The sequence below is a fragment of the Rhodovulum sp. HP10 genome (genome assembly GCF_047553435.1).
Lineage (GTDB): Bacteria > Pseudomonadota > Alphaproteobacteria > Rhodobacterales > Rhodobacteraceae > Rhodovulum.
Window position 1 is genome coordinate 3,816,437 of sequence record NZ_CP180201.1, and the last position, 23,239, is coordinate 3,839,675.

The 23,239-nt window shown below is 69.5% G+C and carries 20 protein-coding genes, 1 tRNA gene and 1 riboswitch; of the genes, 12 read left to right on the top strand and 9 right to left on the bottom strand.

The window, feature by feature from the left end; translation table 11 throughout:
• Position 1: 1 nt before the first annotated feature.
• The 6 genes from ACK8CO_RS17895 to ACK8CO_RS17920 all read right to left on the bottom strand — a co-directional run bounded on the left by ACK8CO_RS17895 (position 2) and on the right by ACK8CO_RS17920 (position 10,270).
• Positions 2 to 631 (bottom strand): precorrin-8X methylmutase, encoded by a 630-nt coding sequence (locus ACK8CO_RS17895; protein WP_414897516.1) that lies wholly within the window; start codon positions 629 to 631, stop codon positions 2 to 4.
• Positions 621 to 3,983, bottom strand: a complete 3,363-nt coding sequence (cobN, locus tag ACK8CO_RS17900) for a cobaltochelatase subunit CobN (protein WP_414897517.1) — start codon at positions 3,981 to 3,983, stop codon at positions 621 to 623. Before cobN ends, ACK8CO_RS17895 begins: the two co-directional genes overlap by 11 nt.
• Positions 3,984 to 3,993: 10 nt before the next feature.
• Positions 3,994 to 5,031: a cobalamin biosynthesis protein CobW gene (gene cobW, locus ACK8CO_RS17905; protein WP_080616596.1), complete on the bottom strand. Its 1,038-nt coding sequence runs from the start codon at positions 5,029 to 5,031 to the stop codon at positions 3,994 to 3,996.
• The gene (locus tag ACK8CO_RS17910; RefSeq protein ID WP_201151546.1) at positions 5,028 to 5,411 is read right to left on the bottom strand and encodes a DUF1636 family protein; all 384 of its coding nucleotides are present in this window, start codon (positions 5,409 to 5,411) and stop codon (positions 5,028 to 5,030) included. Before ACK8CO_RS17910 ends, cobW begins: the two co-directional genes overlap by 4 nt.
• Before the next feature lie 133 nt (positions 5,412 to 5,544).
• Positions 5,545 to 5,773: riboswitch (cobalamin riboswitch) on the bottom strand.
• Positions 5,774 to 5,869: 96 nt separating this feature from the next.
• Complete coding sequence (tcuA, locus tag ACK8CO_RS17915; RefSeq protein ID WP_414897518.1) at positions 5,870 to 8,437, bottom strand: FAD-dependent tricarballylate dehydrogenase TcuA; 2,568 nt, start codon at positions 8,435 to 8,437, stop codon at positions 5,870 to 5,872.
• Positions 8,438 to 8,698: 261 nt separating this feature from the next.
• Positions 8,699 to 10,270: a bifunctional metallophosphatase/5'-nucleotidase gene (locus tag ACK8CO_RS17920; RefSeq protein ID WP_414897519.1), complete on the bottom strand. Its 1,572-nt coding sequence runs from the start codon at positions 10,268 to 10,270 to the stop codon at positions 8,699 to 8,701.
• 107 nt (positions 10,271 to 10,377) lie between these two features.
• Between ACK8CO_RS17920 and ACK8CO_RS17925 the strand changes: the two genes are divergently transcribed.
• From ACK8CO_RS17925 to arsC, 3 genes are read left to right on the top strand one after another with little or no spacing between them, the layout of a single operon-like run.
• Positions 10,378 to 10,716: a DUF952 domain-containing protein gene (locus ACK8CO_RS17925; protein WP_414897520.1), complete on the top strand. Its 339-nt coding sequence runs from the start codon at positions 10,378 to 10,380 to the stop codon at positions 10,714 to 10,716.
• Entirely contained in the window at positions 10,713 to 11,771 is a 1,059-nt protein-coding gene (locus ACK8CO_RS17930) for a quinone-dependent dihydroorotate dehydrogenase (RefSeq protein WP_414897521.1), read from the top strand. The genes ACK8CO_RS17925 and ACK8CO_RS17930 overlap by 4 nt, the downstream gene beginning before the upstream one ends.
• A gap of 10 nt (positions 11,772 to 11,781) precedes the next feature.
• Positions 11,782 to 12,135, top strand: a complete 354-nt coding sequence (gene arsC, locus ACK8CO_RS17935) for an arsenate reductase (glutaredoxin) (RefSeq protein ID WP_414897522.1) — start codon at positions 11,782 to 11,784, stop codon at positions 12,133 to 12,135.
• A 50-nt stretch (positions 12,136 to 12,185) separates the two neighbouring features.
• Here the strand turns inward: arsC and carA are convergent, their stop codons facing one another.
• Positions 12,186 to 13,343 carry a glutamine-hydrolyzing carbamoyl-phosphate synthase small subunit gene (gene carA / locus ACK8CO_RS17940; RefSeq protein WP_414897523.1) on the bottom strand — a complete coding sequence of 386 codons (1,158 nt, stop codon included), beginning with the start codon at positions 13,341 to 13,343 and terminating at the stop codon, positions 12,186 to 12,188.
• A gap of 183 nt (positions 13,344 to 13,526) precedes the next feature.
• On the opposite strand from carA, the gene ACK8CO_RS17945 reads away from it, so the two are divergent.
• Together ACK8CO_RS17945 and ACK8CO_RS17950 are read left to right on the top strand one after the other, a co-directional pair.
• On the top strand, positions 13,527 to 13,985 hold the full coding sequence (locus ACK8CO_RS17945; RefSeq protein ID WP_080616589.1) for a GatB/YqeY domain-containing protein: 459 nt from the start codon (positions 13,527 to 13,529) through the stop codon (positions 13,983 to 13,985).
• A 168-nt stretch (positions 13,986 to 14,153) separates the two neighbouring features.
• Positions 14,154 to 14,495 carry a hypothetical protein gene (locus ACK8CO_RS17950; protein ID WP_080616588.1) on the top strand — a complete coding sequence of 114 codons (342 nt, stop codon included), beginning with the start codon at positions 14,154 to 14,156 and terminating at the stop codon, positions 14,493 to 14,495.
• A gap of 110 nt (positions 14,496 to 14,605) precedes the next feature.
• On the opposite strand, the gene lipB is transcribed toward ACK8CO_RS17950, so the two are convergent.
• On the bottom strand, positions 14,606 to 15,280 hold the full coding sequence (lipB, locus tag ACK8CO_RS17955) for a lipoyl(octanoyl) transferase LipB (protein ID WP_414897524.1): 675 nt from the start codon (positions 15,278 to 15,280) through the stop codon (positions 14,606 to 14,608).
• Between the two features lie 341 nt (positions 15,281 to 15,621).
• On the opposite strand from lipB, the gene ACK8CO_RS17960 reads away from it, so the two are divergent.
• Positions 15,622 to 15,708 (top strand) — tRNA-Leu (locus ACK8CO_RS17960).
• Positions 15,709 to 16,396: 688 nt separating this feature from the next.
• Positions 16,397 to 16,597 (top strand): hypothetical protein, encoded by a 201-nt coding sequence (locus tag ACK8CO_RS17965; RefSeq protein WP_414897525.1) that lies wholly within the window; start codon positions 16,397 to 16,399, stop codon positions 16,595 to 16,597.
• 146 nt (positions 16,598 to 16,743) lie between these two features.
• Here the strand turns inward: ACK8CO_RS17965 and ACK8CO_RS17970 are convergent, their stop codons facing one another.
• Positions 16,744 to 17,787 carry an extracellular solute-binding protein gene (locus ACK8CO_RS17970; protein WP_414897526.1) on the bottom strand — a complete coding sequence of 348 codons (1,044 nt, stop codon included), beginning with the start codon at positions 17,785 to 17,787 and terminating at the stop codon, positions 16,744 to 16,746.
• A gap of 131 nt (positions 17,788 to 17,918) precedes the next feature.
• Here ACK8CO_RS17970 and ACK8CO_RS17975 point away from each other — a divergent pair, with 131 nt between their 5' ends.
• The 5 genes from ACK8CO_RS17975 (at position 17,919) to ACK8CO_RS17995 (ending at position 23,222) form a co-directional block, all read left to right on the top strand.
• On the top strand, positions 17,919 to 18,440 hold the full coding sequence (locus ACK8CO_RS17975) for a DinB family protein (protein ID WP_231119090.1): 522 nt from the start codon (positions 17,919 to 17,921) through the stop codon (positions 18,438 to 18,440).
• A 26-nt stretch (positions 18,441 to 18,466) separates the two neighbouring features.
• The gene (locus ACK8CO_RS17980; RefSeq protein ID WP_080616584.1) at positions 18,467 to 19,459 is read left to right on the top strand and encodes an MDR family oxidoreductase; all 993 of its coding nucleotides are present in this window, start codon (positions 18,467 to 18,469) and stop codon (positions 19,457 to 19,459) included.
• A gap of 304 nt (positions 19,460 to 19,763) precedes the next feature.
• The gene (locus tag ACK8CO_RS17985) at positions 19,764 to 20,207 is read left to right on the top strand and encodes a universal stress protein (protein WP_414897527.1); all 444 of its coding nucleotides are present in this window, start codon (positions 19,764 to 19,766) and stop codon (positions 20,205 to 20,207) included.
• 23 nt (positions 20,208 to 20,230) lie between these two features.
• Positions 20,231 to 21,883 (top strand): BCCT family transporter, encoded by a 1,653-nt coding sequence (locus ACK8CO_RS17990; protein ID WP_414897528.1) that lies wholly within the window; start codon positions 20,231 to 20,233, stop codon positions 21,881 to 21,883.
• Positions 21,884 to 21,992: 109 nt separating this feature from the next.
• The gene (locus tag ACK8CO_RS17995) at positions 21,993 to 23,222 is read left to right on the top strand and encodes an aminotransferase class V-fold PLP-dependent enzyme (protein WP_414897529.1); all 1,230 of its coding nucleotides are present in this window, start codon (positions 21,993 to 21,995) and stop codon (positions 23,220 to 23,222) included.
• Positions 23,223 to 23,239: the final 17 nt, after the last annotated feature.

Here is a 23,239-nt window from a genome sequence, read left to right on the forward strand (position 1 = left end):
GTCACTCCTTGCGGCTTGCGATGGCGTTGATGGCGGCGACGGTGATGGCGCTGCCGCCCAGGCGCCCCTCGACGATGCAGCAGGGCACCGGCTGTTCGGCCCAGAGCGCCGCCTTCGACTCGGCCGCGCCGACAAAGCCTACCGGGCAGCCGATGATGGCGGCGGGCCGCGGGCAGGTGGGGTCCTCGAGCATGTTCAGCAGATGGAAAAGCGCGGTCGGCGCATTGCCGATGGCCACCAGAGCGCCTGCGAGATGCGGCCGCCAGAGTTCCAGCGCGGCGGCCGAGCGGGTATTGCGCATGGCGGCGGCGCGCTCGGCGATGCCCTCGGCCTGCAGGGTGCACAGGATCTCGTTCCCGGCGGGCAGGCGCTTGCGGGTGATCCCTTCGGACACCATCCGCGCATCGCAGAGGATCGGCGCGCCGGCCTCGAGGGCCGCGCGGGCGGTGGCGACCATGCCGGGCGAGAACCGGATATGGGGCGCCAGCTCGACCATGCCCGCGGCGTGGATCATCCTGACGGCCACCTGCTCCTCATCGGCGTCGAACCCCGCCAGATCGGCCTCGGCCCGGATCGTGGCGAAGGATTGCAGGTAGATCGCCGCGCCGTCCTTTTCGTAGTCATGGGGCATTCGGGGTCTCCAGATCTGTCAGCGCGGCCGCGATCGAGTTCCGGCGGGTCTGCCAGAGCCCGTCCCGCGCCAGCGCCGCGAATTCGGCCCGCATCGCCGCGAGCGCCTGCGGGTTGGCCTCTTCGAGGAAGGCCGTCAAGCCCGGATCGGCCAGCGTGGCCTCGAAATAGAGATCGAAAAGGTGGTCGGGCACGACCCCCGCCAGACGGGCGAAGGCCGCCATGTGGTCGAGCGTCGCAGCGATCTCGGCCGCGCCGCGAAAGCCGTGACGCTGCATGCCGGCAAGCCAGGCCGGGTGGGTGGCCCGGGCGCGGACGACGCGGGCGATCTCTTCGCTCAGGGTCCGGGTGCGGGGCCGGGCGGGGTCGGTATTGTCCAGATGGTAGAGCGCGGCGCGGCCCCCGGTGACACCCTGCGCCGCGGCAAAGCCCGCCTCGTGCCGGGCGTAATCGGCCGCCAGCAGTAGGTCGGTCTCGGGCAGGTCCTGGGCATGGACGAAGGCCTCGGCCCCGGCGACCCGCACGCGGATGCCTTCGGCGTCGCGTCGCGCCTCGGCCCCGTCCAGCGCCCAGGCACTGGCGGCGAGCCAGGCGGCCCCCGCCGCCTGCCGCCCGGCCTCGGTGGGTTCTGGCGTCTCCATGCCGAGCCCGTAGATCCCCGGCGCGGGGCCGTAGACGCGCGGGGTCTCGGGGCGGCCGGCATAGGGGTTCCAGTCGGGGGCCTCGTCGCGCCGGGACAGCGCGCGGATGGCCTGCTGGTACAGGGCCGAGAGCGCGGGGAAGACATCGCGGAACAGCCCCGAGACACGCAAGGTCACGTCGAGCCGCGGCCGCTCGAGCATGGCGACGGGCAGCACCTCGATGCCCGAGACGCGCTCGGTGCCCTCGTCCCAGACCGGCTTCACGCCCAGCAGGTGCAGCGCCATGGCGAAATCCTCGCCCGCCGTGCGCATGGTGGCCGAGCCCCAGAGATCGACGACCAGCTGCCGGGGCCAGTCGCCATGATCCTGCAGGTGGCGGCGCACCAGATCCTCGGCCAGCCGCACGCCCTGGGCATGGGCCGAGCGCGTCGGCACCGCGCGCGGATCGGTGGTGAAGAGGTTGCGCCCCGTCGGCAGCACGTCGCGCCGCCCCCGCCAGGGCGAGCCCGAGGGGCCGGGGGCGACCGGGGCGCCCTGCAGCGCGCCGAGAAGGGCGGCGCTCTCGGCCGCGACAGAGGCGCCGGTGTCGAAGCCGGAGGCGGCCTCGGGCCGTGTTTCCGGCTGTATTTCCGGCGTGCGGCCGAAGACATGCAGACCGTCGCCGAACTGGCTTTCCTTGACGTCGCAGACGAAGCGGTCGATGCGGGTGATGGCCTCGGCGGGTGAGAGCCCCGGTTCCAGTCCCAGATCGGCCTCGACGCCGAGGGCCTGCGCCTCGGCGCGGATATCTGCCATCAGCCGGTCGCGGCGGCGCGGGTCGAGCCCGTCGGCATTGGAGAACTCGTCGAGCAGCGTCTCGAGCCGGGCCAGCCGTTCGGAACTGCCGGCCTGGCGCTGCGGCGGCGGCAGATGGCCCAGCGTCACCGCGCCGATCCGGCGCTTGGCCTGCGCCGCCTCGCCGGGATCGTTGACGATGAAGGGATAGATCACCGGCAGATCGCCGATCAGCGCCTCGGGCCAGCAGGCCTCGGACAGCGCGACCGCCTTGCCGGGCAGCCATTCCAGCGTGCCATGCGCGCCGATATGGATCAGCGCGTCGCAGCCCATGGCCCGGCGCAGCCAGAGATAGAAGGCGACATAGCCATGGCGGGGTACCCGCGAGAGGTCGTGATAATCGCCCTCGCGGCTCTCGGGCGTGCCGCGCTCGGGCTGGAGCGCGACCAGCGCCGCGCCGCGCCGGGTGGCCGCGAAATGAAAGGCGCCGTCGCGGCAGGCCGGATCGGCCCCGGGCGCGCCCCAGGCGTCCGACAGGGCGTCGCGCAAGGCGGCGGGCAGGGCGGCCAACGCGGTCTGGTAATCTGCAAGCGGCCAGCTCAGGGTCTCGTGGCCGAGGGCCCCCGCCAGACTTCCAGCCAGATCTTTTGCCGGATCGCCCGCAAGATCCCCGGCCGGGGCGCCCGGCAGACCGGCGCGGGTCAGATCCTCCAGCACCGCCTCGGCCGAGGCCAGCGCATCGAGCCCGACGGCATGGGCCATCTGCCAGGGCCGTCCGGGATAGGTCGAGAGAACCAGCGCCGGGCGGCGGTTCGCCAGCGATGTGCGGGCAAGGCCGGTCCAGGCCAAGACGCGGTCGGCGATGGCCGCGATCCGGCCCGGATGGGCGCGGTGGGCGATGCGGGCGAACTGCAGGCCGGGGTCGCGCGTGCCCGCCTCCTTGAAGGACGCAACGCCCGCGAAGATCCGGCCATCGACCTCGGGCAGGACCACATGCATGGCAAGATCGGCCGGAGACAGCCCGCGCTCGGCCTCGGCCCAGGCGGTTTCGGGGGCGGAAGACAGCGCCACCTGAAAGACCGGCACGCCCGGGGCATCGAGCGGCGAGGTCCCGTCCTCGCCCTTGCCGGAAAAGGCGGTGGCGTTGACGATGGCGGCGGGGCTCAGCGCGCGCAGATGGTCCGCCAGCCAGCGCGCCGCCTCGGGCGCCTTCAGGGACGGCACGAAGAGGCCGGTGACGGCGCAGCCGCGCGCCCGGAACGCGTCGAAAAGCGCCTCGACGGGGCCGAGATCGGCGGCGGTGACATAGGCGCGGTAGAAGGTCAGGACGATCCGGGGGGCATCCACCGGCGACAGGTCGGGCGCGGGCACGGCTCCGCCCTCGGGGCTCCAGGCGCCCATCTCGGGCACGGTCTTGGTGCCGATCACGGGCGCGGCGTAAAGCCCCGCGGCCAGCGCCAGTTGCGCCAGCGCCGCCTGTGCCGCGACCGCACCGCCCTCGTCGCAGAGCTCGGACAGGCGCCTGAGTGTCGAGACCGGCAGGGTCGAGGCCGCGTCGAGCCGCGGATCGGGGCGCCCGTCGGCGGGCAGCACGGCCAGCGCGATGCCATGCGCGCGGGCCAGCGCGCCGATCTGGGTCAGCCCGTACTCCCAATAGGCGCGCCCGCCGATCAGCCGGATCAGGATGCCCTTCGCCCCCGAAAGCGTGCGCTCTGCATAGGTATCGACCGAGAGCGGATGGATCAGGGCCGCGAGATTGGCCAGCCTGAGGGTGGGCATCCGGCCTTCGGGGCCGCCGCCGCGATGCCAGCCCGCCGCGAAGGCCCCGAGATCGCTGTCGGAAAAGGACAGCACCGCCAGATCGGCCGGGTCCTGACCCAGATCCGTCGGAACGGCGGTTTCCTCGAGCCCGTGGCTTTCGCGGAAGACGACATGCATGGGGGCGGCCTCAGGCGCTCAGGGCCGCGCGGATCGCGCCTTCGTCGATATCGTCATGCTCGGCGATCACGACAAGCCGGGTGGCGCGGGTCTCGTCCGGCCCCCAGGGCCGGTCGAACTGATGGCGCACCCGCGCGCCCACCGCCTGCACCAGAAGCCGCATCGGCTTGCCCGCGACCGCGACATGGCCCTTGACCCGCAGGATGTTCTGCGTGCGCGCCAGCGCCTCGATCCGGGCCGAGAGCGCCTCGGGGTCGTCCTGTTCGGGCAGATCGATCACCACGCTTTCGAATTCGTCATGGTCATGCTCGGCGCCGCTGTCGTGATGGCTGGGCCGGGCGTCGAGATCATCCTCGGCGGCCGCGCCAAGTCCCAGGATCACGCGCGGATCGACCGCGCCCTCGGTCACCTCGACCACGGGCAGCTTGCGCGGCGCCTCGGCCTCGATCACGGCGCGGGCGGCGGCCAGCCCCTCGGGGCCGGCGAGATCGGGCTTGGTCAGCAGCACGATATCGGCGCAGGCGATCTGGTCCTCGAAGACCTCGGACAGCGGCGTCTCGTGATCAAGGCTGTCATCGGCGGCGCGCTGGGCATCGACGGCGGCGACATTCGGCGCGAAGCGGCCCGCGGCCACGGCCTCGGCATCGGCCACCGCGATCACCCCGTCGACGGTGATGCGCGAGCGGATCGCGGGCCAGTCGAACGCCTTGAGCAGAGGTTTCGGCAGGGCCAGCCCCGAGGTCTCGATCAGGATATGGTCGGGGCGCGGCTCGAGCTGCAAAAGCGCCTCCATCGTCGGGATGAACTCGTCGGCGACGGTGCAGCAGATGCAGCCATTGGCAAGCTCGACCACGTTCTCGGCCGGGCAGTCGGGCAGGGCGCAGCCCTTCAGGATCTCGCCATCGACGCCGACATCGCCGAATTCATTGACGAGGACGGCCAGGCGGCGGCCGCCCGCATTCTGCATCAGGTGGCGGATCAGCGTGGTCTTGCCCGAGCCGAGAAAGCCGGTGACGACGGTGACGGGAAGCTTGGCGAGATCGGTCATTTCAGGGCCTCCATGGGCGGGATACGGGCAATGCAGTTCTTGCGGAAATGCTCGGGGCGCTCGCGCCAGGGCACGAGCCCGTCGGCGGCGTCGCGATAGGCGCGGGCGCCCTCGGCGATGATGGGCGCGCCGGTCGTCTCGTCGAAATTGCCATAGACATAGGTCCAGCGGCCCGGCCCCCGCAGCGCGACGGTGCAACCCGAGGCACAGGCCGAGAGGCATTCGACGGGCACAAGGCGCACGCCTTCGGGCAGGCCATGAGTCCGGACGGCCTCGTGAAGCAGGCTGCCCGGGCGGGGGGCGTCGGGATCGGCGGGCTGGCGGCGCTTGCAGGTGGTGCAGACCAGAAGCTCGACCGCAGGGGCCTCGGGCGCGCTCATGCCGGGCGGCTCCGGTCGCGGAAGGAGCGGCGGAAGGAAACGGAAACACTCATCGTCGGGCCCCACGGGTCGGAGGACAAGGGCGGGAGCGGGCAGAGCCGAAGCCGGACCCGACACCGGAACACCCCGTCCGGTTCACGTCGTCTGCGCTGGCAGGTCTCCCGGCTTGCGGATCTCGAAGGCAGGGGCCTTCGGCGGCGGCCCTGCCTTCCCGGCCCGTTCGGGTCAGTGGCATGCGGGCGGCCTCTCCGGTCACGGTCGCGGGGGCGGCTGCGCTTGAAGGCCCGATGCATCGAACCCGGCCTCTGGCGCATTCCCTTTTCACCCGTCCGATGACGGGCACCAGCGCGGCGGTTCATGCCCTTCCGGGCGCGCGCTTGTCAAGCGCGATGCTTGGGGACGATGCCTGGGGGACGGGTTCGGCGGCAGGGTTCGGTAACGGGTCTCGGCGACGGGTCTCAGCGACGGGGCCTTGGCCGGGCCGCGCGTTCGGCGGCGTGGCGGATCAGGGCGAGGCCGCGATAGGCCCCGTGCGAGAGCTTGCCGAAGGGCAGCGCCAGCGCGAGCCCCAGGACCGACCCGAGATGGAGCGCCAGCATCAGCCCCATCGCCGGCCCGTCGCGCAGGGCCAGCAGCGCGAGGCCCGAGCCCGCGACAATGCCCAGGGCCCGTCTCAGGTCGCGGTCGGCGGTCTCCATCCGGGCCGAGGCAGGGCGGCGGTCGGCCCGGATGCGCCGATGCGACAGTCCCGCAAGCCCGGCAAGCATGGCGAGACCGCCCAGCGTGCCCAGCCCGACCGGGGCCGAGGCCAGCGGATAGGGCGCGATCTCGCCCCGGGCGTGAAGCAGGGCCCCGGCCAGCGTCGCCAGCCCGGTCAGCACGAAGCCGCCCGCCAGCAGGTGATGGAAGATCCGCCGCGCCGGGCCGGTCGGGCCCTCTGGCCCGTCGCAGCCGCGCGCCTCGCCGAGATTGCTGAGCCGCAGCGCCGCACCCAGTCCCCGGAGCAGGGGGCGGATGCCCGGCCGCGCGGCGGGGCCTCTGGTCTGACGCCAGAACCGTCCGAGCCGGATCGCCAGCACCAGCGCCGCGCCGCCGAAAGCCAGCCCCGCGCCTCCGGCCATGAGCCAATGCGGGATCACCTCGTAAAAGGCGCCGGGCGCGGTGCCGGTGGCAAAGAGCCTCTCGGGCGGGATCGCCAGAAGGGCCAGCAGCGGCAGGCCGAGAAGGCAGAGCAGGAAGATCGCCCCGGGCAGGCGCGCGGGCAGGCCGGCGGCGTAATCGGCTGCGCGCGCCTCGGCCAGGGCCGCGGGCAGGTTCACCGCCAGCGCATGGGGCGGGGCATATTGGCAGTCGTAATGGCAGGAGCGGCAGTCATGGCAAAGATGCGCCAGGTGGCGCAGATCGCCTGCCGCGAGGGCCGGACGGAGCTGGGCCGCCGGAAAGACCGCGCAAAGCCCGGTGCAGAAACCGCAGCTATTGCAGATGTTCAGCGCGCGGGCGGCCTCCTGCCAGGGCCTGGAGGCCGCGGAGGCAGGCTGTGAGAGGGGGGGGGCGGGGTCCGCCGCCGGGAGGGACGGGACGGCGCCGGGCCCGGCCTGGCGGGCGTCGGGGCCCGCGATGCTGGCCGCGCCCGCCCCGGCGATCCGGCCGAAGACCCCGCCAATGGCCAGCGCACTGCCCGAGAGATAGCCCTGGCCCAGCAGCCCGCCCGCCATCGCGGCGCCCGCGGCAAAGACCCGATGCGCGCTGCCGCCGTCCTCGAGCCGCACCCGGGCGGTGCCGTCGACAGCGACCCCGTGGCGGGTGAAGGCAAGCCCCGGCAGCAGCGGGATCGCCGCGAGGGGCGGGCGGAGGGGCGCCGGGAAGGGCAGGCCTTCGGGGCGGCTCCGGGGTGGTTCGAGCGGGGCGCCGCGGTCGAGATGCGCGGCGAGCGCCTCCAGCGTCGCGGCAAGCCCCGCGGGGTCGATGCCGCAAAGCCTTGCCAGATCGGCCGGGTTTCCGGCGCTGAGCGGCGGGTAAGGCAGGGGCGGCAGCCTGGCCGCGCCGTCGGCATCGAGGATCAGCCAGGCGCGCGGATCGGCGCGCTCGGCAAGTGCCCGGCCCCAGACCGAATAGCGGGCCGATCCGACATCCGAGCCCTCGTCGCGGAACCGCTGTCCCCTCGCATCGACGACGAGGCCGAGATGCATGCCGTCGGCGCGGCTGACGATGCCTGCATCCTCACCGGGGGCGCGCGCATCGACAGCGACGAGATGGCCGTCGCCCGGCTGCCCGACCGTGGCCGCACCATGGTCCATCAGCCACAGAAGCGGCGCGCCCTCCTGATACGGGGTGCCGCGATTGGCGAAGGCGGCCGCGCCCGGGCCGAGATGGCGGACAAGCGCGGCCCGGTTGGCGCCATACCCGCCCGTGGCCAGGACCAGAGCCCCGGCCTCGATATGGCAGGTCCCGGTGTCTGTCTCACGGGGCCCTGTGTGCACGCTCAGCCGAAGCGGCCGGTCCTCGGCCCAGTCGGGTGGCAGCGCCTCGATCCGGCCTTCGAGGATGCGGATGCCCAGCCGCTCGGCCGCGCGCCAGAGGGCATTCGTCAGCGCCTGACCGCCGCCCAGAAAGAAGGCGGTGCGGCGCGAGAAGGGCAGGTTGCCCTCGTCCCAGGGCTCGAAGGCGACGCCGCGTGCCGACAGCCAGGGCCCGAGCTCGGCCGAGCCTCGCGCCAGAACGCCCGCAAGCCCGGTATCGGAAGGCACGAGCCTCGCGATGTCGGCCTCGAATTCGGAGGCGGTGTAGCTGCCGCGCTGCCAGCGGGTCTCGCCGTCATGGGCAAGGCGGATATTGCGGGAATGGCGGGTATTCCCGCCCAGAAGCGGCCTCGGGGCCGGATCGATCAGCGTCACCTCGGCGCCGCGAAGCCGGGCCTCGATGGCCGCTGTCAGCCCGGCAAAGCCCGCGCCCGCGACCAGCACGCCGGTCGCTTCGGAAGGTGCGGTCGGGTCCGGGTCGGGCAGGGCGGAACGGGGATCGGGCATCGCGGCTCTCCGGCGGACGGGCTCGGCCCGTTGAACCCGTCACGCAGCGCAAGTTCAACCCGGAAGATCGCAAGGCCCCCGGCGCGGAGAGGGACTGGCCAGTAGCCGGCCAGTAGCCGGCCAGTACCCGCCAATTCTCTGCCGGTATCCGGAGGGGGCGCGGAGTGGGGCCGAACCGGGACTGAACCGGGACTGGGGTGCGACCACCGGACCGCGATCCGGCCGGGACCGGTCTCGGGCCCGGCTCCGGGGGCAAAAGGCTCAGTCGGTGGCGATGCGGCCGTCGGTCCCGGGCGCATAGGGCGCGTTCCGGGCCAGGTACTCGGCCGTGACATCGGCCAGGTCGGGGCCGAAATCATAGACCTCGCGGGCGTCGAGAAACATGGTGTAGCCGTCGCCGCCGTTCCGGACATAGTTGTTCGACACGAGGCCATAGCTCTTCTTGGGGTCGAGGGGCTCCCACTCGGTGCCCTCCTTCACCTCGATCTTGCGCAGCCGGTCGCCGGGCGCCGCCCCGGGATCCCAGCTGAAGCGCAGGCCTGCGACCTGCGGGAAGCGTCCCGCGCCCTCCTCGACCTGGCTCAGTCCGTGCTCGAGCGCCGCGCGCACCGTCGCGCCGCTGACATGGAAGGTCGCAAGCGTGTTCCGGAACGGCAGGACCGTCAGCACCTCGCCCATGGTCACCGGCCCCTCGTCGATCGAGGCACGCAGGCCGCCGCCATTCTGGATCGCAATCGAGATGCCCTGGCTGCGCACCCGGTCGAGCATCGCCTCGGCCACCAGATTGCCCATCGCGCATTCGCCCGCGCGGCAGGCGCCGCGATCGCCATCGATCGGGGCCGACGTCTCGGCCACGACCTTCCGGCGGATCTCGTCGAGCGGCCGGGCGAGCTCGGCGATGCGGGCCTTGACGGCTTCGTCCTCGGCGACCGAGGCGTCGAGCAGGATCGGCTCGCCCTCGGCCGACACCAGCTTGCCAGTGTCGTCGAAGACCACGTCCAGGCGGCCGAGATACCGGCCATAGGCATAGGCCTGCACGATGGCGGTATCGCCCACCATGGTCGGGTAGGGGCCCGCAGCGGTCTCGTCGGTGTTCGACAGCAAGCTGTGGCTGTGGCCGCCGACGATGACGTCGAGGCCGGTTGTTTCGGCCGCGATCCGCTTGTCGGTCTCATGGCCGGAATGGCTGAGCAGGACGATCTTGTCTATGCCCTGGGCGGTCAGGCGGTCGATCTCGGCCTGCGCCGCCTCAACCGGATCGGTGAAGACGATATCGGGGCCGGGGCTTGCCAGCTCGGGATTGCTGCGCGGCGTCAGGCCGATCACGCCGATCCGCTCGCCCGCCGCCTCGATCACCACCGATTTCCGGATCGCATCCTTCAGCCGTGGCTCGGCAGAGAGATCGGCATTGGCCATCAAGAGCGGCATCCTCAGCCGGGCGGCGAACTCGGCCAGCCCGCCCGGGCCGTCGTCGAATTCGTGATTGCCGACGGCCATCGCATCATAGCCCAGCCGGTTGAGCATCTCTGCCGCGGCCTTGCCCTTGTAGTAGCTGTAGAACAGCGTGCCCTGGAACTGATCGCCGGCATCGAACAGCAGGGTCGGCCGGCCTTCGGCCCGCGCCGCGGCGATGGCGGTGGCCAGCCGCGCGGTGCCGCCGAAACAGGCGCCGGCCAGATTGTCCTCTTCGGAGCAACCCGAATCGTATTCCGAGATCGGCTCGAGTCGGGCATGCACATCATTGGTATGCAGCAGGGTCAGCGCGATATCGGCCTGCGCGGTGCCGGCCAGCAGCGCCAGTGCCGCGGTCGCAGGGAAGATGCGCATGATCATCGGTCCGGGTCTCCATCTGGTCGATTCGCGCAGATTGGCGCGGTTCGCGGAGCCTGTCAAAGCCCGCCGCGCTTGACCCGGGCCGCGGCAGCGGGCATGTCGGGCGCATGCTGATTTACAAGATTTTCCGACGCGCCGAATGGGACGCGCTCCGTGAACGGGGCGCCAGCCGCGGCGCGCCGGTCGATCTGGCCGATGGCTTCATCCATCTCTCGACCGCCGGGCAGGTGGCCGCCACCGCCGAGAAGCATTTCGCCGGGGAAAGCGACCTGGTTCTGGTCGCGGTCGCGGCCGAGCGTCTGGGGGCCGACCTGAAATGGGAGCCCTCGCGCTGCGGCGCGCTGTTTCCGCATCTCTACCGCGAACTCCGGCTTGCGGATCTGGTCTGGGACAAGTCGCTGCCGCTGGGTGCGACGGGGCATATCTTTCCCGAGGGCATGATATGACGCCGTTCGAACGGGTGGGGTTGGCGGTGTTTCACCGGATCGAGCCGGAACGGGCCCATGCGCTGTCGCTGATGGCGCTGCGCGGTGGCCTCGTGCCGCTGCCGGGGCAGTTGACCAGCCCGCGGCTCGCCACCGATCTGGCCGGGCTTTCGCTGCCCAACCCGGTCGGGCTCGCCGCCGGCTATGACAAGAACGCGGTGGCGCTGGGCCCGCTGATGCGCGCGGGCTTCGGCTTTCTCGAGGTGGGCGCCGCGACGCCCCGCCCGCAGCCCGGCAATCCGCGCCCGCGGCTCTTTCGTCTGATCGAGGACCGGGCCGCGATCAACCGCTTCGGCTTCAACAACGAGGGCATGGCGGCGATCGGCGCCCGGCTGGCGGCGCGGTCTGCGGGCGTGCCGGTGGGGCTGAACCTCGGGGCCAACAAGGACAGTCCCGACCGGGCGGCCGATTTCGCCACGGTGCTGAGGGCCTGCGGGCCGCATGTCGACTTCGCCACGGTCAATGTCTCCTCGCCCAATACCGAGAAGCTGCGCGATCTGCAGGGCCGCGACGCGCTGGCGGCGCTTCTGGCGGGCGTGATGGCGGCGCGGGCGGAACTTTCCCGCCCGGTCCCGGTTTTCCTCAAGATCGCGCCGGATCTGAGCGATGCCGAGATCGACGATATCGCCGCCGTGGCGCTGGAGGCCGGGGTTTCGGGCATCGTCGCCACCAATACCACGCTGGCCCGGAGCGGGCTGAAAAGCGCGGATGCGGGGCAGGCAGGCGGGGTGTCGGGAGCGCCGCTTTTCGCGCGCTCGACCCGGGTTCTGGCGCGGTTGTCGGTCGCGACCGGCGGGCGTCTGCCGCTGATCGGGGTGGGCGGTGTCGGCTCGGCCGAGGAGGCCTATGCCAAGATCCGCGCGGGCGCCTCGGCGCTGCAGCTTTACACCGCGCTCGTCTATGGCGGCATGAGCCTCGTGCGCGACATCGTCGAGGGGCTCGACGGGCTGCTGGCGCGGGACGGGTTCGCCCATGTCTCCGAGGCCGTGGGCACGGGGCGAGAGGACTGGCAATAGGAGGCAGGACATGACGGCGATCGTGATCTGGCACAACCCGCGCTGTTCGAAGTCGCGCGCGGCTCTGGCGCTTCTGCAGGAGCGGGGCGTCGAGCCTCGGGTGCGGCGCTATCTCGAGGTGCCGCCGAACGAGAAGGAGCTGCGCGAGGTTCTCGACATGCTGGGCGGTCCCGCCATCGGCATGATGCGGACCGGCGAGCCGCTCTTTGCCGAGCTGGAACTTACGAAGGACGCCCCCGACGAGGTGCTGATCGCGGCCATGGCCGCGCATCCGAAGCTGATCGAGCGGCCGCTGGCGATGACCGATGGCCGCGCCGTCCTGGGCCGCCCGCCCGAACGGGTGCTGGAGCTTCTGGAAGACTGAGCCCCGGCGCGCGGAAGGTTCAGGGGGCAGGGGGCCGGAGCCCCCGCCCGTCAGGCCTGCTTGCGGTCTGCCATCGCGGTCGCGAAGCGTTCGAACAGATAGTAGCTGTCCTGCGGGCCCGGGCTCGCCTCGGGGTGATACTGCACCGAGAAGACCGGCCGGTCGGTCATGCGGATGCCGCAATTCGACCCGTCGAACAGCGAGACATGGGTTTCCTTGACGCCCTCGGGCAGGGTCTGGCTGTCGACGGTGAAGCCGTGATTCATCGAGGTGATCTCGACCTTGCCGGTTTCGAGATCCTTCACCGGGTGGTTGGCGCCGTGATGGCCGTGATTCATCTTGACGGTCTTCGCGCCAAGGGCGAGGGCCAGCATCTGGTGGCCAAGGCAGATCCCGAACAGCGGCACGTCCTTGTCCAGGATCTTGCGGATCATCGGCACCGCGTATTCACCGGTCGCTGCCGGGTCGCCGGGGCCGTTCGACAGGAACACGCCTTCGGGCTCGAGCGCCAGCACATCCTCGGCGCTGGCGCTGGCGGGCAGCACGGTCACGTCGCAGCCGGCCGAGGCCAGGCAGCGCAGGATGTTGCGCTTGGCGCCATAGTCGATGGCCACGACCCGGTGGCCGGGCTCGGTGCGTTTCGCGTGGCCCTCGGGCCAGGCCCAGCGCATCTCGTCCCAGCGATAGCTCTGGGCGCAGGTGACGTCCTTGGCCAGGTCGAGCCCGACCAGCCCGGACCAGGCGCGCGCCTTTGCCACCAGCTTCTCGATGTCGAACCGACCCTCGGGATCATGGGCCAGCGCCACATGCGGCGCGCCCTGCTGGCGGATCGCCCGGGTCAGTCGCCGCGTGTCGATGCCGCCGATCCCGATCCGGCCGCGCCGGGCCAGCCAGTCCTTCAGCGCATCGGTGGCGCGCCAGTTCGAGGGCTCGGTGGGGTCCCATTTGACCACCATGCCTGCGGCGACCGGATCGGCGGTTTCGTCATCGTCGCCATTGACGCCGACATTGCCGACATGGGGGAAGGTGAAGGTCACCACCTGACCCGCATAGGAGGGGTCGGTCATGATCTCCTGATAGCCGGTCATGGCGGTGTTGAAACAGAGCTCGGCCACCGTCTCGCCCACGGCTCCGAAGCCCTGGCCATAGAAGACGGTTCCGTCAGCGAGGGTCAGGCAGGCGGTCGGGTGAGGCGTTGCGGCTGGCATCGGGAACTCCTGGGCGCTGGTCGGCCGGACACTAGGTCGAGGCAAAAGAAGAATCAAGGGCCAGCGGCAAAATGTAGAATCATTTAAATTCAGTATCTTAGTGTCATCTTGCCAGGGTTGTCATGCCTGGGCCCCACCCTTATCTTGCTCAACTTGACCTTGGCAAACGACAAGAGGCAGCCGATGGACCTACGCACCCGCATTTCTGCGGCGCTCAAGGCGGCGATGAAGGACAGGGAGGCGGACCGGCTCGGAACGCTGAGGCTGATCAATGCCGCGATCAAGGACCGCGACATCGCGGCCCGCACCGGGGATGGCGAGGAGGGCGTGAGCGAGGCCGAGGTGCTGGCGATCCTCGCCCGCATGGTCAAGCAGCGACAGGAAAGCGCCCGTGCCTATGAAGAGGGCGGGCGCCTCGATCTGGCCGAACGCGAACGCGCCGAGATCGCGGTGATCGAGGAATATCTGCCGCGCCAGCTGACCGCGGACGAGGTCGACGAGGCCATCGGCACGGCAATCGTCGAGACCGAGGCCAATTCGATCCGCGACATGGGAAAGGTGATGGCGCAGCTGAAGGCCAGATATGCCGGGCGGATGGATTTCGCCGCCGTCGGCCCGATGGTCCGTCAACGGCTGACCTGAGCGCAGGCGGGGCGCCCTCCAGGCGGGCTTTGTGCCCCTTGCGTCGCGGGCGCGCATGGCCATCTGCAAAGCAGCGTCGTAAGGGGTCGGGGAAGGGGGCTTCGCGCCCTTCCGCCCGGGTTTCAGGGCAGATAACGTGATGGCTTACACGGAGGCGGGGATCGGTCCATGCTGAGATATCTGAAGAATGTCAAACCCGAAGACTGGCCGGCGCTGCTTTTGCGCGCCGGTGCGCTGGCGCTGATCACGGTGCATCTGGTCACGTTTCTCTTCATCTACCAGCACCCGCTCTTCATCCTGTCGGCGATCGGGATGGGGCTGTTGCTGGCGCGCGAGATGTATGAAGATCTGTCGCAGCGCTTCTTCCGGCTGAAGGCCGAGGAATTCGAACGCGAATTGCAGGACCTGAAGGGCACTGCCGCGGCCCCGGCCGAGAGCGGCCGCCGCGCGCTCCTGATCGAGGAAACGGCGTCCCTGAAGGATATCTCGGCGCGCGCGTTCAAGTCCTGACGAGGACTGCCAGGGCCTCGCTCGCGGCCCTGACCGGCGCCTGTGTCGCGCTGTACGCGCCCCGGGGTCCGCGCGCCCCTCTGGTCCGGCCCGTTCCGCCGGGGGGCGTTTCAGGCGTCGTTCTCGGGCGGAAGAGGCCCGAAGACCCGTGAGAAGCTCTGCCGCAACGCGGTATCGACATCGCCCATCGTCACCGGCAGCCCCAGATCGACCAGGCTGGTGACGCCATGGCCGCGGATGCCGCAGGGCACGATCCCGTCGAAATGCCCGAGATCCGGTTCGACATTGATCGAGAGCCCGTGGAAGCTGACCCAGCGCCGCAGCCGCACTCCGATGGCGGCGATCTTGTCCTCGTGCGGCGCGCCCGACGGCCCGGGCGGCAGGTCGGGGCGGACCACCCAGACCCCGACCCGGCCCGGACGCCGCTCGCCCCGGACATTGAATTCGGCGAGGGTCTCGATCACCCATTGCTCCAGTTGCCAGACGAAGCGGCGCACGTCATGGCCGCGGCGTCCCACATCGAGCATGACATAGACCACCCTCTGGCCCGGCCCGTGATAGGTGAACTGGCCGCCGCGCCGGGTCTCGTAGACCGGAAACCGGTCCGGATCGGTCAGGTCTTCGGCCCGTGCCGAGGTGCCTGCGGTATAAAGCGGTGGATGTTCGACCAGCCAGATCGCCTCGCGGGCCTGTCCGGCTGCGATCTCTGTCGCTCTGGTCTCCATTGCGGCAACCGTCTCCTCGTAAGGAGAAAGGTCTTTCAGTTCAAGCCATTCCGGCTCCATGCTCAGGTCTTCCTTCTGTCGCGGCCAGCCCCGCCGGGGCAGGCGGTCCTGCCTTCGGGCGGAGGCCGGCGCGTTCGTGGCCGTCAGCACAGACATGTCGGCATGACGGAGAAAGTTGCAATGGGCTGCCTTGCGCTGATGCCCCCGCCCTCCGATCCCTTGTCTCGGGCGATGGCGGCGATGTCGCGGCCGGTCCCGGCGCAGCGGGCAAACCTTGCGCCGGATTTCGGGGGCTTGTGGCGCCCTGTCGCTGCGCCGCACCCGGCGGTGCAAAAAACGCAAAAATGCCCCTTCACATCCCCGATCCGACTCGTTATGAACCGCCGCACTAGCCGACACGTGCGGTCGTGGCGGAATTGGTAGACGCGCAGCGTTGAGGTCGCTGTGGGGTAACTCCCGTGGAAGTTCGAGTCTTCTCGACCGCACCATACTCCAAAGAAAATCAGCTGGTTGGTTGGTTTTCTTTTGTCTGGAACACAACCCGGTTCCTCGTATGTTCTCCTGATGCGTTGGCCTGTGTAGCAACGATCCCGACATGCGGATTTCATGTTTCGTGCCTTTCTGGCCGGCCTTGAATATCCCCGGATCTCGCGGCCTCACCTTCCCGCGTTTGATGGGGCGCCACTCGTCTCCGGCACGGTTGATCCATCGGTGAAACCTGGATGTGCTGACCCCGAGCAAAGCGGAGGCCTCCTTCGGGCGAAGGTCGATCGGCACTGGTCGAGATGGATGCCCGGGCATCGTTCTTTCCTCCCTTCATGGCGCGGTCGAGCAGCTCGGTGATGGCGGTGCTGAACGCCTTGTCGGCGGGGCTTTGACGAGTTCCGCTAGGGCGCTGGCCGCGTAACAGATGTCGCCGGCGCATCTGAGGGCGTCGGTTCCGAGATCGCGGCGGGCGGGGCAGATCCGGGGCTCGGCCGGTAGGGGGCTCGATCTCGAAGCGGTCGAAGCTGAGGGGATCCGCGCCATCATCGCCAAGGGGGCCGGGCCGAGCTTGTCCCGGATCTCGTGCGGCGCGAGTCGTTCAGCCTCGGGCGTTTTCGCCCTGCAAGTCCGGCATTCCCTGAGCCGATTGAGCCTGGTGCCGCATGTCCTGCAGGCAGGCCGTTCTCCGGCATGAAATGGCGAGGGCGCGGCCTGTCGCTGCCCGAAGGCACCGGCGGTTTGCCCGGTCCGCTGACGCTCCGCGCCCGCTATTCCATCGATGGCGAGGGCGCGCTCGAGATCCTGCTCGAGGTCGAAAGCGGCGCGCCCACCTTCTGCAATCCCGCCCCGCACAGCGACTGCGGAATATCATCGGGTGAAGTCATCGGGTAACGAGATGCTACGCTTCGCGCGGAGGGGAAATCTGGGCCAGCTCTTTCGGGCCGGGATGGAGCCTGCGGCCTGGGCGCAGAAAAAAGCGACGCCCCATCCGGGGGGGCGCCGCGCGTTCGTGTCGCGGGCGTCGGCCGCGAGGGGGCTCAGAAGCCCGCCTTGATCTTCTCGAAGGCGGCGGCCTGCTTCTCGCGCAGCTCGCCCGGCATCGGCAACTGGGCCAGAACCGGCACGTCGATCGGCCCGAGCCCGACCTCGGTCAGCGCCTCGTCGCCGATCGCCGCCATCGCCCTGGCATTGGCCTGGCCGTAGCCCGCGTCGAGCAGCGCCTGGGTCGAGGAGGGCGCAAGCATGGAATTGAGGAAGTCATAGGCCTTCTGCTCGGAGCCGGGGCCGTCCTTGAGATCGACATAGCCGCAGACCCAGAGCGAGGAGCCTTCCCGGGGCTCGCGCTGGAAGCCGACCGGGAAGCCCTGCTCGACCATGGTCGGCAGCGTCTCGTTCCAAGCCCAGGAGACCAGCACCTCGCCCGAGGCCAGCAACTGGGCCAGTTCGGCCGGGTCGGTCCAGTAGGTGCGCAGATTCGGATGGACCTCGCGCAGCCAGTCGACGGCGGCGTCGAACTGGGCATCGGTGACATTGGTCCAGTCGGTGGTGCTGGTCGCCAGATAGGCCAGGGCGAAGGTGTCGTCGACATTGTCGGGCAACGTCACCCGGCCCTCGTATTTGGGATCCTTGAACACGTCGAGCGAGGCCACGTCCCCGGCCGGGACGTCCTCGGTGTTGTAGGCGATGCCGGTCGAGCCGAAATCGGTCGGCACGAAATAGACCTCGGCCCCGGTATCGGCCACGTCGGTGCCCTTGAGATCGGCGTTGATATCGTCCCAGGCGGCGATCTTCGCGGTGTCCCAGGGCTCGAGAATGCCGGATTCGATCCATTTGGTGACAGAGCCCGCGCAGATATGGCTGACATCGGTCCGGAAGCCCGAGCGCAGTTTCTGGAGCGCCTCCTCCTCGTCGCCGAAGAAGGTGAAGCTGGGCTCCTGTCCGTATTTTTCGGCATAATCGACATGGAAGGCCGGGTCCTCGAAGCCGGAATAGTCGAAGACCAGCAGATCGGGGTCGGCGGCCCAGGCGGCGGACCCGGCGATCAGGGCCGCGGTGCTGACGAGAATCGGGCGGACGGTCATGGGCTTCCCTCGCTTTGGGGTTGGATCGGCTTCACGCTAGCCGTGCGCCGGGCTTCGCTCAAGGGCATTGGCGGGACTCGCCTCTGCCGCGCCGGTCTGCCACAAGGGGGCCAAGACAAGAGGACGGACAGATGGGACAGGCAATGGTCACGGCCGGGTGGTGCCGACTGATGGCGCGGTACAATCGCTGGCAGAACCGCGCGATGATGGAGGCGGTCGCCGGGCTCGACGCGGCCGAGCGCATGGCCGCGCGGGGGGCGCATTGGGGGTCGATCCAGGGCACGATGGCACATCTGCTCTGGGCCGATCACGTCTGGATGTCGCGGCTCGACGGCTGGGAGGCGCCGCATGTCCGTCTCGAGGACAGCGCGGGCTTCGTCGCCGACTGGTCGGAATACCGCTCGAAGCGCCAGATCACCGATGCCCGGATCAGCCGCTGGGCGCAGGGCCTGTCCGAGCCCGGTCTCGCGGGCGATCTGGCCTGGTATTCGGGCGCGGCGGGGCGCGAGATGGTGGTGCCGCGCGCTATCTGCATCGTTCACATGTTCAACCACCAGACTCATCACCGCGGCCAGATCCATGCGATGCTGACGGCGGCCGGGGTGCTGACGGCACCGACCGATCTGTTTCTGATGCCGGATCTCGTCGGTTAGGGAAAACCGGAAAAGAGGGGACACGCATGTTCAAGGCGCTGGTCGTCGAGAAGGACGAAGAGGGAAAGACCCATGCCGCGGTGCAGGATCTTGACGAGGACCGTCTGCCCGAGGGCGATGTCACGGTCGCGGTCGAATATTCGACGCTGAACTACAAGGACGGCCTGTGCCTGGGGTCGGGCGGCGGGCTGGTGCGGCACTGGCCGCATGTGCCGGGGATCGATTTCGCGGGCGTTGTCCAGCAAAGCGCCGATCCGCGCTACAGGCCCGGCGACCGGGTGGTGCTGACCGGCTGGCGCGTGGGCGAGGTGCATTGGGGCGGCTATGCCCAGCGGGCGCGGGTCAGGGCCGACTGGCTGGTGCCGCTGCCCGACGGGCTGTCGACGCATTCGGCGATGGCGGTCGGCACGGCCGGCATGGCCGCGATGCTGGCGGTCCTGGCGCTGGAGGATCACGGGCTGAAGCCCGGCGACGGCCCGGTTCTGGTCACCGGCGCCTCGGGGGGCGTGGGCTCGGTGGCGACGGCGGTTCTGTCGAAGCTGGGCCATGAGGTGGCGGCGGTGACCGGCCGCCCCGGGTCCGAGGATTATCTGCGCTCCCTCGGGGCCAGCCGGATCGTGCCGCGCGAGGAACTGTCCGATGTGACGCGCAAGCCGCTCGAGAGCGAGCTCTGGGCCGGCTGCGTCGATCCGGTGGCGGGCGCAATGCTGGGCCGGGTCCTGAAGCAGATGAAATACGGCGCCTCGGTCGCGGCCGTGGGGCTTGCGGGCGGCGCCGCAATCGAGGGCGCACTGATCACGCCCTTCATCCTCAGGGCGGTCAACCTTCTGGGCATCGACAGCGTGATGCAGCCCTACGAGGCCCGTCTGCGCGCCTGGAAACGGATCGCGACGGACCTGCCGCTGGACCGGCTGAGGGGCATGATCCGCAACGCGACGCTGGAGGATTTGCCCGGACTCGGCGAAGACATCCTGAAGGGGCAGGTGCAGGGGCGGGTCGTCGTCGACGTGAACGCCTGACCCTTCCGGAACGGGCCGGAAAAGAGGCGCGCCGCGAGGTTGCGCCTCTTTTCGACTCTGGCGATCTGTGGGCATGAAGACGATCTGCTTACCCAGCCTAAGTGTCTCTTGAAAATATTTATCATCTTAAATCAATTAAATAGCGCTAATCCGTTGTGGATTTGGTGGGTGGAGCAGGCCGTTCTCGGGCGAAAGCTTGGTCTTTCGAACAAAAACTTCTAATCTGTGTTCCGATACGGAGGCGGGCGGGGCAGGGCTCTGCCCTTCAGGCCGCCGGGGAAGACGGGTCCATGAAGGAGGGTCCATGTTCAAGCAGATACTGGTGCCGGTCGATCTGGCCCATGCCGAAGCGCTCAAGCGCTCCTGCGACGTCGCGGGCGATCTCGCGCGGCATTATGGCATCGGCGTCACCTATGTTGCGGTGACCGCGCCGCAACCGGGCCGGCTGGCGCGCTCGCCCGGGGAATACCGCGAGAAGCTCGATGCCTTTGCCCGGGCCGAGGCCGAAACCCATGGTCACCGCGCCACCGCGCGGGTGATCGTCTGTCCGGACCCCGCGGCCGAGCTCGACACGGCGCTGATGCGGGCGCTGGAGGAAGAGGGCGCCGATCTGGTGGTGATGGCAAGTCATCTGCCGGGCGCGGTCGAACGGATCTGGCCCTCGCATGGCGGTCGGCTGGCCGGGCATGCGCGCGTCTCGGTGCTTCTGGTGCGGCCCGATGACGGGGCCTCTGACAAGCGCCCCTGAGAAATCAAGCAGAAGGAACGAGTATGAGTGACCAGACAACGGAACAGCTCTCGGATCAGGGCATTCCCGCGCCGGAAGGCGATGCGGACCTGATCGAGACGGATTACGAGATCGGTCAGGACAATATCGAAGGCAGTGTGGGGCCCTTCGGTTTCGACATCCACAACCCGGTCTTTCTGGTGTCCGGGCTCTGCATCATGGCCTTCGTGTTCTACGCGCTCGCGCTGCCTGCGCAGGCCGGTGCGGTGTTCGGCTGGCTCAGGCCGTTCCTGACCTCGACCTTCGACTGGTTCTTCCTGAGCGCGGCCAATGTTTTCGTGCTGTTCTGTCTGGCGCTGATCGTGCTGCCGGTGGGGCGGGTCAGGCTGGGCGGCGCCGATGCGACGCCCGATTACAGCTATACGGGCTGGTTCGCGATGCTGTTCGCCGCCGGAATGGGCATCGGGCTGATGTTCTTCGGCGTGCTCGAGCCGGTCTATCACATGGCGATCTCGCAGCCGCTGGGCACGCCCTCGCCCTTTGCCGCCGATGGCAGCCTGATCCCCGGCAATGTCGATGCGGCGCGCGAGATGGGGCTGGCCGCCACGATCTATCACTGGGGCCTGCATCCCTGGGCGATCTATGCCATCGTGGCGCTGGCTTTGGCGCTTTTCACCTATAACAAGGGGCTGCCGCTGACGATCCGCTCGGCCTTCTACCCGATCTTCGGCGACAGGATCTGGGGCTGGACCGGCCATGTCATCGACATTCTCGCGGTCTTCGCCACGCTGTTCGGCCTGGCCACCTCGCTGGGCTTCGGGGCGCAGCAGGCCAATGCCGGGCTGAGCCATGTCTTCGGCGTACCCGAGGGTCTGACGGTGCAGATCCTGCTGATCACCGGCATCACCGCGATCGCCCTGATCTCGGTGCTGCGCGGGCTCGATGGCGGCGTCAAGGTGCTGTCGGAAATCAACATGGTCGTGGCGGCGCTGCTGCTGCTCTTCGTGCTGCTGGCCGGGCCGACCGGGACCATCCTGACCGATTTCGGCGAGGGCATGCTGGCCTATGTCAAGGATCTGCCGGCGCTGTCGAACCCGTTCGGTCGCGAAGATACCGATTACCTGCAGGGCTGGACCGCCTTCTACTGGGCCTGGTGGATCTCCTGGTCGCCCTTCGTCGGCATGTTCATCGCCCGTGTCAGCCGGGGCCGGACGGTGCGCGAATTCGTGGTCTGCGTTCTGCTGATCCCCAGCCTCGTCTGCGTGCTGTGGATGGCGGTCTTCGGCGGTGCGGCCATCGACCAGGTGCTGTCCGATCCAGTGAACAGCGCGGTCAAGGCGCAGGTGATCGACACCTACAACCCGCCGATGTCGCTCTTCGCGATGCTCGAGGCGCTGCCCTGGGCCTCGGTCACCTCGGTGATCGGTATCGTGCTGGTGATCGTGTTCTTCGTCACCTCGTCGGATTCGGGCTCGCTGGTCATCGACACGATCACCGCGGGCGGCAAGATCGACGCGCCTCTGCCCCAGCGGGTGTTCTGGTGCACCTTCGAGGGCGCGGTGGCCATCGTTCTGCTGGTCGGGGGCGGGCTCTCGGCGCTGCAGGCTATGGTGATCTCGACCGGGCTGCCCTTCACGCTGGTGCTGCTGGTCATGTGCTTCTCGATCTTCCGGGGGCTGCAGACCGAGAGCCGCTAGCCGCGAGTCGTCCGGGTCTTAGTGCGTAGGACCCGGATTTCAAGGCGTTGCGTGGCCGCACTTGGCCTATTAGACAGGTCGGAACGGCCAGGCAGCATCCGGGTGGGGAATGGTTGCGCTCGATACCGAATTTGTTCGTAATCAGTTCCCCGCCTTCGGGTGCAAGGATCTGCGCGACAAGGTGTTCTGCGAGAATGCGGGCGGCTCCTATGCCTGCCGCTACGTGATCTGGCGGCTGCACCGCTTCTACCAGGAACGCAAGGTCCAGCCCCATGGCGCCTTCGGCGTCTCGCGCCTTGCGGGCGAAGAGATGGACGAGGCCCGCACCCGCCTTGCCGCGCATCTGGGCATAGCCAGGGACGAGCTGCATTTCGGCCCCTCGACCAGCGCCAATACCTATGTGCTTTCCCAGGCCTTCGGCGACTGGATGGCGCCCGGCCAGGCCATTGTCGTCACCGATCAGGATCACGAGGCCAATTCCGGCGTCTGGCGGCGTCTGGCGGCGCGCGGCATCGAGGTAAGGGAATGGAAGGTCGATCCCGGGACCGGGCATCTCGACCCCGAGCGGCTCGAGCCGCTGCTGGACGAGACCGTGCGGCTGGTCTGCTTTCCGCATGCCTCCAACATTCTCGGCGAGGTCAACGATGTCGCCCGCATCACCGCCATGGTGCGCCGGGCCGGAGCCTTCACCTGCGTCGACGGGGTCAGCTTCGCGCCGCACGGGCTGCCCGATCTGCCCGCGCTCGGGGCCGATATCTACCTGTTCTCGACCTACAAGACCTTCGGGCCGCATCAGGGGGCGATGCTGGTCCGGCGCGAACTGGCCTATCAGCTTCCCAACCAGGGCCACTGGTTCAACGGCGAGGATGCGGTGCGCCGGTTCGACACGGCCGGGCCGGATCATGCGCAGGTGGCGGCCACGGCCGGGATCTCGGATTATATCGACGCGCTTTACGATCATCATGTCCGGGGCGGGCGCGATGCCCATGCCCGGGCCGGGATCGTGGCCGGCATGATCCGGGCACAGGAGACCCTGCTGCTGGCGCCGCTTCTAGACTATCTCGCGACCCGGCCGGATGTGCGGGTGCTCGGGCCGGGCAGGGCCGGGCCGACGCGTCTGCCGACGGTGTCGATCGCGCTCGACAGGCCGGCTGCCGAGCTCGCCGGGCGTCTGGCGGCGCGCGGCGTGCTGGCTGCGGGCGGGCATTTCTACGCGCGGCGGCTGCTTGATGCGATGGGGATCGACCCTAAGCTGGGCGTGCTGCGCCTGAGCCTGCTGCACTACACCCTCCCCGAAGAGGTTGACCGGCTGATCGCCGCGCTAGATTCGGAACTCTAGGACTCGCGTCAGGGCGG

Coding starts and splice junctions, on each gene's coding strand:
- ACK8CO_RS17895 (WP_414897516.1), bottom strand. CDS start 631: ATGCCCCATGACTACGAAAAGGACGGCGCGGCGATCTACCTGCAATCC.
- cobN (WP_414897517.1), bottom strand. CDS start 3,983: ATGCATGTCGTCTTCCGCGAAAGCCACGGGCTCGAGGAAACCGCCGTT.
- cobW (WP_080616596.1), bottom strand. CDS start 5,031: ATGACCGATCTCGCCAAGCTTCCCGTCACCGTCGTCACCGGCTTTCTC.
- ACK8CO_RS17910 (WP_201151546.1), bottom strand. CDS start 5,411: ATGAGCGCGCCCGAGGCCCCTGCGGTCGAGCTTCTGGTCTGCACCACC.
- tcuA (WP_414897518.1), bottom strand. CDS start 8,437: ATGCCCGATCCCCGTTCCGCCCTGCCCGACCCGGACCCGACCGCACCT.
- ACK8CO_RS17920 (WP_414897519.1), bottom strand. CDS start 10,270: ATGATCATGCGCATCTTCCCTGCGACCGCGGCACTGGCGCTGCTGGCC.
- ACK8CO_RS17925 (WP_414897520.1), top strand. CDS start 10,378: ATGCTGATTTACAAGATTTTCCGACGCGCCGAATGGGACGCGCTCCGT.
- ACK8CO_RS17930 (WP_414897521.1), top strand. CDS start 10,713: ATGACGCCGTTCGAACGGGTGGGGTTGGCGGTGTTTCACCGGATCGAG.
- arsC (WP_414897522.1), top strand. CDS start 11,782: ATGACGGCGATCGTGATCTGGCACAACCCGCGCTGTTCGAAGTCGCGC.
- carA (WP_414897523.1), bottom strand. CDS start 13,343: ATGCCAGCCGCAACGCCTCACCCGACCGCCTGCCTGACCCTCGCTGAC.
- ACK8CO_RS17945 (WP_080616589.1), top strand. CDS start 13,527: ATGGACCTACGCACCCGCATTTCTGCGGCGCTCAAGGCGGCGATGAAG.
- ACK8CO_RS17950 (WP_080616588.1), top strand. CDS start 14,154: ATGCTGAGATATCTGAAGAATGTCAAACCCGAAGACTGGCCGGCGCTG.
- lipB (WP_414897524.1), bottom strand. CDS start 15,280: ATGGAGCCGGAATGGCTTGAACTGAAAGACCTTTCTCCTTACGAGGAG.
- ACK8CO_RS17965 (WP_414897525.1), top strand. CDS start 16,397: ATGAAATGGCGAGGGCGCGGCCTGTCGCTGCCCGAAGGCACCGGCGGT.
- ACK8CO_RS17970 (WP_414897526.1), bottom strand. CDS start 17,787: ATGACCGTCCGCCCGATTCTCGTCAGCACCGCGGCCCTGATCGCCGGG.
- ACK8CO_RS17975 (WP_231119090.1), top strand. CDS start 17,919: ATGGGACAGGCAATGGTCACGGCCGGGTGGTGCCGACTGATGGCGCGG.
- ACK8CO_RS17980 (WP_080616584.1), top strand. CDS start 18,467: ATGTTCAAGGCGCTGGTCGTCGAGAAGGACGAAGAGGGAAAGACCCAT.
- ACK8CO_RS17985 (WP_414897527.1), top strand. CDS start 19,764: ATGTTCAAGCAGATACTGGTGCCGGTCGATCTGGCCCATGCCGAAGCG.
- ACK8CO_RS17990 (WP_414897528.1), top strand. CDS start 20,231: ATGAGTGACCAGACAACGGAACAGCTCTCGGATCAGGGCATTCCCGCG.
- ACK8CO_RS17995 (WP_414897529.1), top strand. CDS start 21,993: ATGGTTGCGCTCGATACCGAATTTGTTCGTAATCAGTTCCCCGCCTTC.